Raw genomic sequence first — 15,312 nt, 5'->3', positions numbered from 1 at the left:
GAGCTGACTGCTGCGTGCCGCACTCGTTCAATGCGGCTGTGCCAGCAAGAGATCCCGGATCGGCGAGCTGGTGTGGCGCTGCCACATGGCCTGAACCGGCACCAACAGCGGCGGCTGTAGGTCGACGACCGTCACCCGGCCGTCCATCACGGGCCCGACCGGATGCGTCACGAATGCGACAGCACCCGTCGTCAGCGGGGCCGCTACCGTGGCCGCGCCCTGCACGCGGCTCACCACATAGTCCGGCTCGAAGCCGGCTCTTCGGCAGGCGCCGAGTAGGAGATCGCTGTAGTACGACGCGCCCGGTGGCGCCCAGAGTGCGATCCGTTCGTGAGTCAGGTCGGTGAGGTCGACGGTGTCGCGCCGGGCCAGGGGGTGTGTGGTGAGCACCGCCACGTGGACCGGGTGATAGCCCAGCACGGCGGTCGCGAGATCCCGATCCGGTACGACGCCGCGGCGCAGCGCAAGCTGGATCGATCCGTCGATCAGCGCAGGGGACAGCTGATCGGGAAACATCTGACGGAAGGTGAAGGAGACGTCGTCGAAGGCGTCGATCACCGGCTCCAGTAGCGCGTACGCCTCGATGCTGCTGAGTGCGGGGGTGTGCCCGACTACGTAGTTCTCCCGCGCCGCGCTGGCTGCCCGCTGCACGTGGTCGGCGACGGTGTGGGCGGCAGCGAGGAGGGCGCGCGCATCGCTGTGTAGCTGTCGGCCAGCTGGTGTCAGCGTGACGCGTCGGCCGTCGCGATCGAAAAGCGTTGCACCCAGCTCTTTTTCGAGTTGGCGGATGGAGCTGCTCAGGGCCTGCTGGCTCAGGTGCAGCTCGTCGGCGGCGCGGGTGAATCCGCCGGCGTCGGCGACGGCCAGGAAGTGCCGCAGCCGGCGCAGGTCGGGGTATGGCCTGGTCATCGAGGTTCACCTTATCCACAAATGATGCTTGTGAATAGGTAGAAAAGTTGCGTTTCTGTTTGTGGTTCGCCGTGGCTAGCGTGGGCGCCATGAGCAATCTCGAGGGGAAGTCAGCAATCGTCGCCGCCGGAGCCAAGAACCTGGGAGGTCTGATCAGCACCACGCTCGGCGAGCGGGGCGTCAACGTCGCGGTGCACTACAACAGCGCGGCCACCGAGGCCGACGCCGACCGGACCATCGCTGCGATCGAGTCGTCCGGTGCCAAGGCGATCAGGGTTCAGGGTGACCTCACCGTCCCCGGCAACGTGGAGAAGCTGTTCGATGCGGCCGTCGGAGCTTTCGGCGGCGTGGACATCGCCATCAACACCGTCGGCAAGGTGCTGCGCAAGCCGATCGTGGAAACCACTGAGGCCGAATATGATTCGATGTTCGACATCAACGCCAAGGCGGCGTACTTCTTCTTGCAGCAGGCCGGCCGGCGGCTGAACGACGGCGGCTCGGTGATCACCATCGTGACGGCGCTGTTGGCCGCCTTCACCGACGGGTACAGCACCTACGCCGGCGCGAAGAGCCCCGTCGAGCACTTCACCCGCGCGGCGGCGAAAGAGTTTGCGGCGCGCGGGATCAACGTCAACAACGTCGGACCCGGACCCATGGACACCCCGTTCTTCTACGGCCAGGAGACGCCCGAGCGCGTGGCGTTCCACAAGTCGCAGGCCATGGGGAACCGACTGACCCGTATCGAGGACATCGCCCCGCTGGTGGTGTTCCTCGCCGACGAGGGGCATTGGGTGAGCGGCCAGACCATCTTCGCCAACGGTGGCTACACGACGCGGTAATCACCAGCCGAGCAGTCCGCCCAGTGGGAGGTGCCGCCAGTTGGCGGTGAAGCTCAGCGGCGCCAGAACAAGTGGTGGATGACGCCGCTGGGGCTCGGCACCACGTCGCAGTGGTAGCGGTCGAGCAGCTCGTCGGGGGACTCCCAGAGTCGTGAGCCCGCGCCGAGCGTCACGCTGGGGGACACCGCCACGTGCAGGGTGTCGATGAGGTCGGCGTCGAGGAACTCCCGCACGGTCTGCGCGCCGCCGCCGATGCGAACATCCTTGCCCTGCGCGGCTTCCCGGGCCTGCGCCAGCACCTCGGCCGGTGCAGCATCGACGAAATGGAACGTGGTGTCCGACAGCGTGAATGACGGCCGCAGGTGGTGCGTCATCACGAAGACCGGGGTGTGGAATGGCGGTTCGTCGCCCCACCAGCCCTGCCAGTCGAGCCTGGCCGGGCCACGGTAGGGGCTGAACTTGTTGGCGCCCATGATCTCTGCGCCGATGTTGTTGGAGAAATCCCGCACCAGGTAGTCATCGAGACCGCGGCTACCACCAGCGTCGGTGCGAGTGGGCCAACTGGCGGTGGCACCGGCCCAGGAGCCGACGAGTGTCGCCGGGTCGGCGTGGCCGAAGGGCCGCTCGAAACTCTGGCCGGTCCCCGCGCCGAAGCCGTCGGCCGACACACAGAAGTTCTGTACTTTCACCAGCTGAGTCATGCCGTGTAGACCTCCGCGGTCGGCAATATTCATCGCGACGAGACAAAACTGCACCTCTTCCACAGGAGAGGGGCAGCTTTGCGGTTGTTTACGTGATTACAGCGCGATGTTCTTGTGGCGACCGCGGCGGGCCGGGGCCTCGGCGAGGGCCTGCGTGATCTTCGACCGGGTGTGGGCCGGGTCGATCTTCTCGTCGACCACGCCGATCTCGATGGCCGAGTCGACGCCACCGGCGATGCGCTCGTGTTCGAGGGCGAGTTCCTCATGGAGGGCTTCGCGTTCCGCGGCGTCTTCGACAGCGGCCAGCTTGCGCTTGTGGAGGATGCCGACGGCAGCCTTGGCGCCCATGACGGCGACCTCGGCGTCCGGCCAGGCGAAGACCTTCGACGCTCCGAGCGACCGCGAGTTCATCGCGATGTAGGCGCCGCCGTAGATCTTGCGGGTCACCAGGGTGACGCGGGGGACCTCGGCCTCACCGAACGCGTGCAGCAGCTTGGCGCCGCGACGCACCACGCCGCCCCACTCCTGGTCCACACCGGGCAGGTAGCCGGGCACGTCCACCAGGACGACCAGCGGGATGCCGAAGGCGTCGCACAGGCGGACGAAACGTGCTGCCTTCTCGGCGCTTTCGGAGTTCAGACAGCCGCCCAGACGCAGCGGGTTGTTGGCGATGACGCCGACGGAGCGACCGGCGAGGCGCCCCAGGCCGACCACGATGGACGGCGCCCACTTGGACTGGAACTCTTCGAAGGGCATGCCTTCGTCGAGCAGGGCCTCGACGATCGGGTGCACGTCGTAGGCACGTCGTGCCGACTCGGGCATGAGGGCACGGATGTCGGTGTCGCCGGCCTCGGCCTTGGTGCGGTCGAAATGACCCTGCTGGCAGAACAGTCCGACCAGGCGACGGCCGCGCTCGTAGGCGTCCAGCTCGTCGTCGGCGACGATGTGGCACACGCCCGACTTCTTGTGGTGGGTGTCGGGGCCACCGAGCGAGACCATGTCGACGTCCTCACCGGTGACGCTGCGGACCACGTCGGGCCCGGTGACGAAGACGCGACCCTCGGGGGCCATGACGATGACGTCGGTGAGCGCCGGGCCGTAGGCGGCACCACCGGCGGCGAAGCCGACGACCAGCGAGATCTGGGGGATGTAGCCCGAGGCCCGGATCATGGCCTCGAAGACCAGGCCCACCGCGTGCAGTGCCTTGACGCCCTCGGCCAGACGGGCGCCACCGGAGTGCCAGATACCCACGATGGGGGCCTGCTCGTCGATGGCGGTGTCGTAGGCGCGGACGATGTGCGCGCAGCCGTCGACGCCCATGGCGCCACCCATGACGGTGCCGTCAGTGGCGAACGCGATGGTGTGCACACCGTTGACGGTGCCGGAGGCGGCCAGGACGCCCGACTTGTCGCGCTCGTGCAGCGGCTTCGCGCTGCCCGGGTCGAAGAAGGTCTGCAGGCGCAGCAGCGGGTCGCGAGGATCAAGTGATTCGGCGGCCGTCGCCTCAGGTGCCAGGGTCGTCATTTTCTAATCTCCTTGATCTCGCATCCCGAGGACTGCGCTGGATTTTCCGGGGTTGCTCAGTACCGGCCGAAGGCGAGCGCGACGTTGTGACCGCCGAACCCGAACGAGTTGTTGATTGCGTACTTGTAATCGCCCTGTCGGGGAGCCTTGGAGACCACGTCCAGATCGATCTCCGGATCCAGGTTTTCCAGGTTCAGTGTGGGCGGGATGACGCCGTCGCGCAGGGCGAGCACGGTGAGAATGGATTCCACCGCACCGACCGCGCCCACCGAGTGGCCCAGCGCCGACTTGGGGGCGTACACCGCGGGCCGGTGGCCCTTCATGGCGTTGTTGATGGCCACGCCCTCGGCGACGTCACCAACGCTGGTGCCAGTCGCGTGTGCGTTGACGTGGTCGATGTCGGACGGCACCAGTCCGGCGAGTTCGATGGCCCGGGTCATGGCGTAGCCGGCCTGCTCACCGTTGGGGTCCGGGGCCACGATGTGGTAGCCGTCCGAGGTCACGCTGGCACCCATGAGGCGGGCCAGAATGTTGGCGCCGCGGGCCTTCGCGTGTTCCTCGGTCTCCAGCACCAGCATGGCGCCGCCTTCACCGAACACGAAGCCGTTGCGGTCGCGGTCGAACGGGCGGCAGGCACCGGCCGGGTTGTCATTGGTATTGGACAGCACGATGCGCATCTGGGCGAACCCGGCGATCGGCACTGCCTCGATCTTTGTTTCGACGCCACCACAGATGGCGACGTCCGCCTCGCCCAGCACCAGCTGGCGCCAGGCGTTGGCGATGGCTTCCGAACCGGACGCGCAGGCGGAGATCAGGGTGCTCACCCCAGCCTTGGCCTTGCGATCCAACCCGACGGCAGCCGCCGCCCCATTGGGCATGAACATCTGCACCACCAGCGGCGACACCGCTCGTAGGCCTCGTTCACGCATGCCGTCGTAGGCGAACACCAGCTCTTCGGCGGAACCGATACCGGTGCCGATCGACACCATGAGCCGACGCGGATCAACGTCCGGCGAGCCTGCGTTTTCCCAGACTCGCCGGCCGATGACCGTCGACATTTTTTGCAGATATGACAGCCGACGCAGCTCGACGCGCGTCAGTTCACTTTCGAAATCCTCGTGCAGATGCCCACCGATGCGGACGGGAAGGTCGTACTCCTCGATGAACGGGTCATCGAGGAGACGAATCCCACTCTCTCCGTCAAGGAGCTTCTGCCACGTGGTTTCAGCGTCGGTTGCCAGCGCAGTCGTCATGGCTATACCAGTGACGACCACGTTGGGGAGACCATTCCCCGTAGACAACCCTCGTGTGGTTACCCCTGCCATTACTGCTCCAATGTCCCTTCGACTTAATAGCGCCCAAAGGCCAGGGCGACATTGTGTCCACCGAACCCGAACGAGTTGTTGATGGCGTACTTGTAGTCGCCGTACCGCGGCTCGCCCGCAACCACATCGAGATCAATCTCGGGGTCCGGCGTCTCGTAGTTCAGCGTCGGGGGGATGACCCCGTCGCGCAACGCAAGGACCGTCAACACCGACTCCAGCGCACCGACCGCACCGATCGAGTGACCCAGAGCCGACTTCGGCGCGTACACCGCGGCGTCCTGACATCCGGCAACCCGGATGGCATTGGCCTCGGCGGTGTCACCGATCGGGGTGGCCGTGCCGTGGGCGTTGATGTGCGAGATGTCCTTGGGGGACAGCCCCGCGGTCTCCAACGCCCGCTTCATCGCGGCACCGGCCCGCAGGCCGTTGTCCGCCGGAGCCACCATGTGGAACGCGTCCGAGGTGATACCAGCACCGAGCAACCGAGCGATCGGCTTGGCGCCACGGGCCAGGGCGTGCTCTTCGGTCTCAATGATCATCATCGCGCCGGCTTCACCGAACACGAATCCGTCGCGGTCCTTGTCGAACGGCCGCGACGCGGCGGCCGGATCGTCGTTGCGGGTCGACATCGCGCGCATCATCGAGAACGCCGCGATCGGCAGCGCCTCGATGGTGCCCTCGACGCCGCCGACGACGGCGAAGTCCGCGTCACCCATGACGATCTGACGCCAGCCGTGGGCGATGGCCTCAGAACCCGACGAGCACGCCGACACCGGGGTGATGACCCCGGCACGGGCACCCAGCTCCAAGCCGGCGACCGCGGCCGCACCGTTGGGCATGATCATCTGAACGGCGAGCGGGCTGACCTTGCGGATGCCGCCCTCGTTCATGGCGTCGTAGGTCTCGACGATCTTCTCGCCACCGCCGAGACCGGTGCCGATCACGACGGAGAATCGATCGGGATCGACCTCCGGCGCGCCGGCGTTCTGCCACAACCGTCGGGCCAGCACCAGAGACAGGCGCTGCACGTACGAGTTGCGGCGCAGCTCGACGCGAGTCAACTCGCTTTCGATGTCGTCGACCAGGTGACCACCGATACGCACCGGAAGGTCCCACTTGGTGACGAAGTCGTCGGTGAGTTCGCGGATACCGCTCTCGCCTGCCAGGAGGCCCTTCCACGTGCTCTCGATATCAGCAGCGAGCGCCGTGGTTGCCTCCACGGCGGTCACCACGACGTTCGGGAAGCCTCCGTTAGCCGTGGAAGGCCTGGTCACTTCGTGAACTTATCGCGCAGTGCGGCAGCAGCCTCGGGGTTCTCTTCCTCGAGCTTCTGGATGTAGGCGACGACGTCGCCAACGGTGCGCAGGCCGGCCAGGTCCTCGTCCGGGATCTTCACGCCGTACTTGTCCTCGGTCTGGACGGCGATCTCAACCATCGACAGCGAATCGATGTCCAGGTCGTCGACGAAGGACTTCTCCGGGGTGACCTCAGACGGCTCGATACCGGTGACCTCTTCGATGATCTCGGCGAGGCCGGCGATGATTTCTTCTTGACTGGCAGCCACGATGGCTCCTTCTTTTGTTGTGTCGGCACACCGGATTTGGTGCGCCGGGTTGGATGTTTCGGCAAACAGCCCTGTCAGAACTCGGTGAGTGCGTCCAGGTCTGCGGGGGTCTTGATGGGATGCGTCGGCACGCCCTTGACTTCGCGCTTGGCAATGCCGGCCAGGGTGCCGGCCGGCGGGAACTCGATGATGCCGGTCACTTCCTGGCCTTCCTGGGCGGCACTGAAGCGCTTCCGCATCGTTTCCGAGCACAGGTCCCAGCGCACCGGGCGGGTCATCTGGGCGACCAGCTTGGCCATGGCGTCCGCGGCGTCGGCGACCGGTTGGCCGTCGGCGTTGGACAGCAGGGTGGTGGTCGGCTCGCTGGGGGTCACGGTTGCCGCGGCAGCCGCGTACGGCTCCTGCGCCGAGCCCATGTAGTGCGTGTGGAAGGCACCGGCGGTGGCCAGCACGCGAACGCGGGCCTTGGCCGGCGGGTCCTCGGCCAGCTTCTCCAGCGCCGCGACGGCACCGGCGGCAACGATCTGGCCCGCCGCGTTGCGGTTGGCCGGGACGAGTTCCAGCGCTTCGAGACGGGCCAGCACCTCGGCCTCGTCGCCACCGAGCACCGCGGCCATGCCGGTGGGCTCGAGGGCGCAGGCCTTGGCCATCTCGGCGCCGCGGGTGGCGGCGAGCTTGATGGCCTCGTCGGCGGAGATGACGCCGGCGATGGCGTAGGCGGCGATCTCACCGACGGAGTGGCCGGCGACGATCGTGGTGGCGCCGGCCAACAGGCCGCGCTTGGTCAGTTCTTCGTGCGCGAGCAGCGTGGCCGCGACGACCAGCGGCTGGGTCACCGCGGTGTCGGTGATCTCCTCGGCGGTCGCGGTGGTGCCGAGCTGGACCAGATCGAGGCCGCTGATCTCAGACCAGGTGGCCAGCCGGTCAGCAGCGCCGGGCAGCTCCAACCAAGGGGTGAGCATGCCGGGCGTCTGAGATCCCTGCCCGGGGGCAAGCAGCGCAAGCACAGGTGTTTGGGGCACGGATTAAGAAAACACTGTGAAGCGGGTTTTATGCCGTGTAAGAGATTATGAACCTCGTCTTAAAGTTTTGTGGAATGTCTACAAAAACGCACGTTATGCAACGTTGCCGAGACCTCGCTGCGACGTGGATCACTCTGCCGTGGCGTTAGTTACTGCTGGGTAGGCCGCGTCCGTATGCCCTGATCAGGTGGTTTGTGAGTTGGCTTGAGACGCCTGACGGTGCAATCGACCGACCGTCGAGGCCACGCGAAGCACATACGCATCCCTGGGCACCATCGGATCACGGCCGGTGAAGTCGGCGATGCGGCGGAGTCGGTAGCGGACGGTGTTTGGATGAACGAACAATTTGCGGGCGCACGCTTCTATGGCGCCGCCGGTATCGAGGTAGGCGTCGAGCGTCTCAGAAAGCGCCGGACCCGCGTCTGCCAGCGGCCGGACCACCTCTAACTCCAGTGCGGCAACGGCCGAGCGGTCGCCAAGCAGCGCGCGTTCGGGCAGTAGCTCGCGAGCGGGGACGGGGCGCGGCGCGCCGGTCCAACCGCTCACCGCATTCATTCCCGCGATTGCCTCGGTGGCGCTGTAGTGGGCGGCCGCCAGCGTCGCGGCCATCGGCCCGATCACCACCGGGCCGTCGGCGAACACAGCCATCAACTCGCCCAGGAATCGGTCGGTGGGCGCGATGGGACCGGACACGATGGCCACCAGCCAGGTGCCGTGCACGTCGGACAGTGCGACGCGGCCGTGCCGGCTGGCGACGTCGTGCACGTCCTCGCCGGCCAGGTCGGCGCGGTCGGGCTGGGGATACCCCACCACGACGGTCGCGGGGGCGGTCGCGTCCCAGTTCAGCGCCGCGGCCTGCGACTGCAGGCTGGTGCCGACGTCGCCGCGCACCACGGCGTCGACGACGTTGGCTTCCATTCGGGTATCCCAGGCGCCGCGGGCCTCGGCCTGGTCGGCATAGGCGCTGGCCGCGGCGAAGGCCAGGTCGCGGCTGTATCGCAGGATGCCGGCGGTCAGTGCGGTCAGCTGCTCTTCGGTGCGGGCCAGGAGTGGCACGACTTCCTCGAAGAACTCCATCGTGGTCCGCACCATCTCCACCGATTGCCGCAGCGCGATCCGGCGTCGCAGGTCCTGGGGCACCACCTCGAAGGCTTCTGCGGTGTAGCTGACATCGCTGTTCGGGTCACGCATCCACTCGACGAAGTTGACCACGGCCGTCTGCACCACCAGGTGGACGCTGGCCCGCTGGGACGCTTCCAGCTCGGCGAAGAACGGCAGGCGCTCCTCTAGTGCGTGCACCGCTTGGGTGGCCAACGTGCCGGAGTATTGCTTGAGGCGGCGCAGCACGGTGTCTGGCACGTTCTCCAGCACCTCGAGGGTGGACTTGGGTGGGACGAACCGCTTGCCGGGCGTATTGTCGGGCACTTCTAAAAGCTACGCCTGAATTCTGGAGATTTCTGCCAACTGGCGACGCCGAGATAACGGTCTCTGACGTGTATCGGGCAATTCTCGTCAGAAACCGTCATCTCGGCGCATGTATGCCTAAGCGCTGCCGGTGTCCGCGTACGAGACCTCGGCGGCCGAGACGTCGTCGATCCGGTACTGCTTGGCCGCCGCGACGGCCACCGATGGGTCGATCTCGCCGTCCCGAGCCAGGGCCTCCAGCACCGCCACCACCACCGACTCGGCGTCGGTATTGAAGTAGCGACGGGCCGCCGGGCGGGTGTCGGAGAAGCCGAACCCGTCGGTGCCCAGCGTCACGTAGGTATTCGGCACCCAGGGACGGATCTGCTCGGGCACCGCGCGCATCCAGTCCGACACCGCGACGACCGGGCCTGCGGTGTTCGCGAGCTTGGCGGTCACGTACGGCACGCCGGCCTGCTGGTCGGGGTGCCGCAGCGCGTGCCGGTCGATGGCCACACCGTCGCGGTTGAGCTCGCCCCAGCTGGTGACCGACCACACGTCGGCCGCCACATCCCAGTCCGCGGCCAGCATGTCCGCGGCCCGCAGCGCCTCGGGCATCGCGACACCCGAGGCCAGGATCTGCGCCGTGCTCGAGCGCTTGTCCGTCGCGGCGCGGTAGCGGTACATGCCGCGCAACACGCCCTCGGGATCGAAGTTCTCGGGCTCGGCCGGCTGGGCGTACGGCTCGTTGTAGATGGTGATGTAGAAGTAGACGTTCTCCGAGTTCTCGCCGTACATACGCTCGAGGCCGTTCTCGATGATGTACGCGATCTCGTAGGCGAACGCCGGGTCGTACGCCACCACCGCGGGGTTGGTCGAAGCCAGCAGCAGTGAATGGCCGTCCGCGTGTTGTAGACCCTCGCCGGTGAGCGTCGTGCGCCCGGCCGTGGCACCCAGCACGAAGCCGCGCCCCATCTGGTCGGCCGCCGCCCAGAACCCGTCGCCGGTGCGCTGGAACCCGAACATCGAATAGAAGATGTAGATCGGGATCATCGGCAGGTCGTGCGTGGCATACGACGTCGACACCGCGGTGAACGACGCCGTCGACCCCGCCTCGTTGATGCCCTCGTGCAGGATCTGGCCGATTTCACTTTCCTTGTACGCCAACATCAAATCGGCGTCCACGGCGGTGTACAGCTGGCCGTTGCGGTTGTAGATCTTCAGGCTCGGGAACCACGAGTCCATCCCGAACGTGCGGGCCTCGTCGGGGATGATCGGTACGATGCGCGGCCCGATGTTCTTGTCCCGCAACAGTTCTTTGAAGGTACGCACCGTCGCCATGGTGGTGGCCACAGCCTGGTTGCCCGAACCCTTCTTGAGCGACTTGTAGACCTCGCGGCCCGGCAGCGGCAGCGGTTTGGCCTTGGTGCGCCGCTCCGGCAGGAAACCGCCCAGCGACCGGCGCCGGTCGAGCATGTACCGGATTTCCGGTGACTCGGAACCCGGGTGGTAATACGGCGGCAGGTATGGGTTCTCTTCCAGCTGGGCGTCGGTGATCGGCACCCGGGTGGCGTCGCGGAATTTCTTGAGGTCGTCGAGCGCCAGCTTCTTCATCTGGTGCGTGGCGTTGCGGCCCTCGAAGTGGCTGCCCAGGGTGTAGCCCTTGATGGTCTTGGCCAGGATCACGGTCGGCTGGCCCTTGTGCTCCATGGCCGCGCGGTAGGCGGCATACAGCTTGCGGTAGTCGTGGCCGCCGCGCTTGAGGTTCCAGATCTCCTGGTCGGTCATCGACTCGACCAGGGCCTTGGTGCGCGGGTCGCGGCCGAAGAAGTGGTCGCGCACGTACGCACCGTCGTTGGCCTTGTAGGTCTGGTAGTCACCGTCGGGCGTGACGTTCATCAGGTTGACCAGCGCGCCGTCCTTGTCGGCGTGCAGCAGGGCGTCCCATTCGCGGCCCCACACCACCTTGATGACGTTCCAGCCGGCGCCGCGGAAGAACGACTCCAGCTCCTGGATGATCTTGCCGTTGCCGCGGACCGGGCCGTCCAGCCGCTGCAGGTTGCAGTTGACGACGAACGTCAGGTTGTCCAGCGCCTCGTTGGCGGCGACCTGGATCAGGCCGCGGCTCTCGGGCTCGTCCATCTCGCCGTCGCCGAGGAACGCCCACACATGCTGGTCGCTGGTGTCCTTGAGGCCGCGGTCGTGCAGATAATGGTTGAAGCGTGCCTGGTAGATGGCGTTCATGGGACCCAAACCCATTGACACCGTGGGGAATTCCCAGAAATCAGGCATCAGGCGCGGGTGCGGGTACGACGGCAGGCCGCCGCCCAGTCCGGCGTGCGAGCGCTCCTGCCGGAAACCGTCCAAGCGGTGTTCGTCGATTCGGCCCTCGAGGAAGGCGCGGGCGTAGATGCCGGGGGAGGCGTGGCCCTGTATGAAGATCTGGTCGCCGCCGCCGGCGTGGTTCTTGCCGCGGAAGAAGTGGTTGAAGCCGACCTCGTACAGCGACGCCGACGACGCGTACGTCGAAATATGGCCGCCCACACCGACTCCCGGCCGCTGCGCGCGGTGCACCATGATCGCGGCGTTCCAGCGGATCCAGCGGCGGAAGCGGCGCTCGACCTCTTCGTCACCGGGGAACCACGGCTCCAGATCGGTGGGGATGGTGTTGACGTAGTCGGTGGACGTCAGCGCGGGGATGGACACGCGCATCTCGCGCGAGCGCTCCAGCAGCCGGAGCATCAGATAGCGGGCCCGCGCGGGCCCCGACCGACTCAACAGGTCGTCGAACGATTCCAGCCATTCGGCGGTCTCGTCTGGGTCGATGTCGGGTAGGTACGACGCGACGCCATCACGGATCACCCGGACCCGGTCGGGTTCGGCTGAGGTACTGGAGTTTTGAGCCAGGTCTTGGCGCACGAACTCAGTGGTCAACTGCCACTCCTTGGTATTCGATTTTGGGGATGCTTTTGGCACTACCCATCGTCCCCCCATCGTTGCGCAGATTAGGCGTTGGGGTGGGCTACCGGCGAGTACGCGTTCGGATGACCCTGCTTGACCTATTCACCCTGTACGGTCAGCTGATGATGACCAGCGCGGCAGGTGTCTCGCGGCTTCGCGCAGCCGCTTTGGCGTTCGGGGGCGTGGCGGTCTGCGCCATGGTGATCGTCGGCTGCAGTAAGTCCGTCGAGGGCAATTCCACGGTCGACCAGCCCGGTGCAGCGGCGTACCGCACGTCGGTGTCGCTGTCGGCGGCAGCGTCGGCCAGTTCGAGTTCGTCGAGCGCCTCGGCGGCGGCGACCGAAGCTGCCTGCAAGGTGTTCGTCGACACCGGCAAGCCGTCGATGGAGGCGGTGAACGCCTACGTCGACGCCGAGAACGCCGGCGGTACCGACGCCGCCAAGCAGCAGGCCGCCATCGACGCACTGCACCGCGCGGCCGACTCGGTGACAAAGAGCGCGGCCACCGTACAGTCGCCCGCCCTCAAGGCGGCGCTGGCCGGCTGGGCTGCGGCGGCTCAGACGCTGGCCACGGCGATCAGCACCAATGCGTCGACCTCTGACTTCAATGCGGCGGTCGACTCGTTCAATACGGCCAAGTCGGCCACTGAGACGGCATGCTCGTAAGACACGTGCCGATCTTGTCGATCAAAGATGTGTCTTGCGTCGAATGAATCGTCGCCGCATGCGACTATTGGGTTCCACACACACGGACTGCAAACAGGCAGGTTAGAGGAGGACACCGGTGGCCCCGGCGGACGCGCCGAACTACGCCCAGAGACTGGGCATTCATAAAAATCAGATCGTCCAGGAGTTGGGCTGGGACGAGGACACCGACGACGACATCCGTCTCGACATCGAAGATGCGTGCGGCGGAGAGCTTCTCGACGAGGATTCCGACGAAGTCGTGGACGTCGTGCTGCTGTGGTGGCGCGATGACGACGGCGACCTGGTGGACCGCTTGATGGACGCGATCACCCCCCTGGCCGACGACGGCGTTATCTGGGTGATCACTCCGAAGACCGGCAAGGGTGGCCACGTCCAGCCTGCCGAGATCGCCGAGTCGGCGCCCACAGCCGGGCTGGTGGTCACCTCGTCGGCCAACCTCGGGGACTGGATTGCCAGCCGCCTGGTGCAGCCCAAGTCGAAGGCCGCGGGCCGGCACTAGTGGTCGGCGCTCGAGTGGCGCGGTTGGGCGGTTCGGCCGAAGGGCCAGCCTCCGCGCGACAGACCCTTGGTTTGTGCCTGGCTGCCGTCGCGAACGTAACCGCACGGCGGAAAATCGGCCTGGAAACCGCCGCTGCGTTGCATTCGCGGGGGCAGCGATGATTCCGGTTGGTGCCGCGGCACCCGACTTCACCCTGAAAGACCAGCACGGCCGGGCGGTGACGCTGTCGGCGCTGCGCGGGAAGTCCGTGTTGCTGGTCTTCTTCCCGCTGGCGTTCACTCCGGTGTGTGCGGGCGAGCTGGGCGAGATTCAGGAACATCTGGACCGGTATCGCAATTCGTCGGTGGAGACGTTGACCATCTCCGTCGGTCCGCCGGCCACCCATAAGGTGTGGGCCCGGGAATCGGGCTTCGAGTTCCCGATCCTGTCGGACTTCTGGCCGCATGGCGCGGTGTCCCAGCTCTACGGGGTTTTCAACGAGGCTGCGGGGTATCCGGACCGCGGGACATTCCTCGTGGACAGGGACGGCGTCGTGCGGTTCGCCGAGTGCAGGTCACCGGGCGAGGCGCGGGACCAGTCGGTCTGGGTTTCGGCGCTGGATGCCCTGGACTGATTTTCCCTGACCCGCCATCGGCGTGTAGCGTGCCCGAGGCGGGGCGCGTAGCTCAGTGGTAGAGCTCTGGTTTTACACACCAGCGGTCGGCGGTTCGATACCGTCCGCGCCCACTCATTGATTCGCGAACGGCGGGAAATGGACCGTCGATGGCGTTGAGCTGGTAGCCCTGATCGGCGTGTCAGGCCTCCAGCCGGGCCCGCACGCTCGCGAGTCGTTCCTGCAGCTCGGCTTCGCCGATGACCCCGCGGCTGACGAGCGAGTGTGCGAGCGAGACGAGTTGGCTTTCCGGGTACGGCAGACCGGCGTACACGGTTGCCGAGAGCGCGTCCTCCTCGTCGCGGCGCTCTTTGAAGCTGAGCACTTCCGTGTCACACGCGGAATGGTCGAGTGCGTCGCACAGACCGTCGAGGCTGGTTTTCCAAGGGGGAACCGGGTTTTCCACGCCCCACTTGGCAGCCATGCGCGACCACACCTGGTCGCGGGCCACGATGTCCCGCAGCGGCTCGATCTCGCTCATCCGGCCGTTCCCGGGTGCACGGCCGGACGGGTCTTCTGGATCACGTTGGTCGTCACGCCCGGCTTGGGGAGCGCCACGCCGATCAGGCAGTCGCGCGTGATGATCTCTGCGAGTTGATCTTCGGTCCAGCCGTCGGTGCCCTCCGGACGCATCGGCATCACCATGAACCGATGCTTCTGGTTCGAGTCCTCGACTCGGACCTCGATGTCGTCGGGCAGATAGAGCCCGAATTCGGCCAGCACCTGCCGCGGCCAGCGGACCAGGCGCCGCCGGTAGTTGGGCGTGCGATACCACTCCGGCGAATTCCCCAGAATCGGCCGGGGATAGCACGAGCACAACGCACAGACGATGACGTGATGCACCGTCGGCGTATCGGCGAGGATCTGGAACGCGACGAAATCGCTTGGTGTGCCGAAGCCGGTGGGCTCCAGCCAGTCGACGCCGACGGCCTTGCTGGCGGCCAGCGAATCGTTGACGGCGAGTTCTTTGAACTCGGGATCCAGCCAGGCGCGGGCGACCAGGCGGGCGGCGGGCGTCGGCCCGATCTGTTCGGCGAATTCGGTGAACCGCCGATGCTCCTCGGCGGTGAAAATGCCCTTCTCGATGCACAATTCGCGCAGCGCGATCTCGAGCACCTCGAAGTCGGTGACCTCGTCGACCATGGGCTTCACCGTGCGGGCGTGGTCGTGGTCATGATCATGGTGGTGATCCGACATGCAAATCC

The 15,312-nt window shown here is 66.6% G+C and carries 15 protein-coding genes and 1 tRNA gene; 5 read left to right on the top strand and 11 right to left on the bottom strand.

The annotated features are described in order from the left end of the window. Nucleotides 1-27 precede the first annotated feature (27 nt). Nucleotides 28-909, bottom strand: coding sequence for a LysR family transcriptional regulator (locus tag AC3WTE_RS19985; protein WP_492440248.1), 882 nt, complete (start codon nucleotides 907-909; stop codon nucleotides 28-30). Nucleotides 910-998: 89 nt separating this feature from the next. Here AC3WTE_RS19985 and AC3WTE_RS19980 point away from each other — a divergent pair, with 89 nt between their 5' ends. Next, on the top strand, nucleotides 999-1,748 hold the full coding sequence (locus tag AC3WTE_RS19980; RefSeq protein ID WP_492440247.1) for an SDR family oxidoreductase: 750 nt from the start codon (nucleotides 999-1,001) through the stop codon (nucleotides 1,746-1,748). Between the two features lie 53 nt (nucleotides 1,749-1,801). Here AC3WTE_RS19980 and AC3WTE_RS19975 read toward each other — a convergent pair whose 3' ends face one another. The 8 genes from AC3WTE_RS19975 to aceE form a co-directional block, all read right to left on the bottom strand. Next, nucleotides 1,802-2,449, bottom strand: a complete 648-nt coding sequence (locus tag AC3WTE_RS19975; RefSeq protein WP_492440246.1) for a dihydrofolate reductase family protein — start codon at nucleotides 2,447-2,449, stop codon at nucleotides 1,802-1,804. A gap of 96 nt (nucleotides 2,450-2,545) precedes the next feature. Continuing rightward, nucleotides 2,546-3,973, bottom strand: coding sequence for an acyl-CoA carboxylase subunit beta (locus AC3WTE_RS19970; protein ID WP_492440245.1), 1,428 nt, complete (start codon nucleotides 3,971-3,973; stop codon nucleotides 2,546-2,548). 56 nt (nucleotides 3,974-4,029) lie between these two features. Beyond that, nucleotides 4,030-5,298 carry a 3-oxoacyl-ACP synthase KasB gene (kasB, locus tag AC3WTE_RS19965; RefSeq protein WP_492440243.1) on the bottom strand — a complete coding sequence of 423 codons (1,269 nt, stop codon included), beginning with the start codon at nucleotides 5,296-5,298 and terminating at the stop codon, nucleotides 4,030-4,032. 23 nt (nucleotides 5,299-5,321) lie between these two features. Next, the gene (gene kasA / locus AC3WTE_RS19960) at nucleotides 5,322-6,572 is read right to left on the bottom strand and encodes a 3-oxoacyl-ACP synthase KasA (protein WP_492440242.1); all 1,251 of its coding nucleotides are present in this window, start codon (nucleotides 6,570-6,572) and stop codon (nucleotides 5,322-5,324) included. Beyond that, entirely contained in the window at nucleotides 6,569-6,862 is a 294-nt protein-coding gene (acpM, locus tag AC3WTE_RS19955) for a meromycolate extension acyl carrier protein AcpM (protein ID WP_459369239.1), read from the bottom strand. Before acpM ends, kasA begins: the two co-directional genes overlap by 4 nt. A 74-nt stretch (nucleotides 6,863-6,936) precedes the next feature. Further along, nucleotides 6,937-7,869, bottom strand: coding sequence for an ACP S-malonyltransferase (locus AC3WTE_RS19950; RefSeq protein WP_492440468.1), 933 nt, complete (start codon nucleotides 7,867-7,869; stop codon nucleotides 6,937-6,939). 198 nt (nucleotides 7,870-8,067) lie between these two features. After that, nucleotides 8,068-9,309, bottom strand: a complete 1,242-nt coding sequence (locus tag AC3WTE_RS19945) for a PucR family transcriptional regulator (RefSeq protein ID WP_492440240.1) — start codon at nucleotides 9,307-9,309, stop codon at nucleotides 8,068-8,070. 117 nt (nucleotides 9,310-9,426) lie between these two features. Next, nucleotides 9,427-12,222, bottom strand: a complete 2,796-nt coding sequence (gene aceE, locus AC3WTE_RS19940; protein ID WP_492440238.1) for a pyruvate dehydrogenase (acetyl-transferring), homodimeric type — start codon at nucleotides 12,220-12,222, stop codon at nucleotides 9,427-9,429. A 110-nt stretch (nucleotides 12,223-12,332) separates the two neighbouring features. Between aceE and AC3WTE_RS19935 the strand changes: the two genes are divergently transcribed. The 4 genes from AC3WTE_RS19935 to AC3WTE_RS19920 all read left to right on the top strand — a co-directional run bounded on the left by AC3WTE_RS19935 (nucleotide 12,333) and on the right by AC3WTE_RS19920 (nucleotide 14,181). Further along, complete coding sequence (locus tag AC3WTE_RS19935; protein ID WP_492440236.1) at nucleotides 12,333-12,914, top strand: Rv2240c family protein; 582 nt, start codon at nucleotides 12,333-12,335, stop codon at nucleotides 12,912-12,914. A 118-nt stretch (nucleotides 12,915-13,032) separates the two neighbouring features. Then, nucleotides 13,033-13,455 carry a DUF3052 domain-containing protein gene (locus AC3WTE_RS19930; protein ID WP_492440234.1) on the top strand — a complete coding sequence of 141 codons (423 nt, stop codon included), beginning with the start codon at nucleotides 13,033-13,035 and terminating at the stop codon, nucleotides 13,453-13,455. A 157-nt stretch (nucleotides 13,456-13,612) separates the two neighbouring features. After that, on the top strand, nucleotides 13,613-14,068 hold the full coding sequence (locus tag AC3WTE_RS19925) for a peroxiredoxin (protein WP_492440232.1): 456 nt from the start codon (nucleotides 13,613-13,615) through the stop codon (nucleotides 14,066-14,068). A gap of 41 nt (nucleotides 14,069-14,109) precedes the next feature. Next, nucleotides 14,110-14,181, top strand: a tRNA-Val gene (locus tag AC3WTE_RS19920). 68 nt (nucleotides 14,182-14,249) lie between these two features. Here AC3WTE_RS19920 and AC3WTE_RS19915 read toward each other — a convergent pair. Together AC3WTE_RS19915 and scnC are read right to left on the bottom strand one after the other, a co-directional pair. Further along, on the bottom strand, nucleotides 14,250-14,588 hold the full coding sequence (locus tag AC3WTE_RS19915; RefSeq protein WP_492440230.1) for a thiocyanate hydrolase: 339 nt from the start codon (nucleotides 14,586-14,588) through the stop codon (nucleotides 14,250-14,252). Further along, a complete protein-coding gene (scnC, locus tag AC3WTE_RS19910) occupies nucleotides 14,585-15,304 on the bottom strand; it encodes a thiocyanate hydrolase subunit gamma (protein ID WP_492440229.1) in 720 nt (239 codons plus the stop codon). The genes AC3WTE_RS19915 and scnC overlap by 4 nt, the downstream gene beginning before the upstream one ends. Nucleotides 15,305-15,312: the final 8 nt, after the last annotated feature.

Source organism: Mycobacterium sp. FW102-FHT13B02 (assembly GCF_058790275.1).
This window is presented reverse-complemented; position numbering and strand designations above follow the sequence as displayed.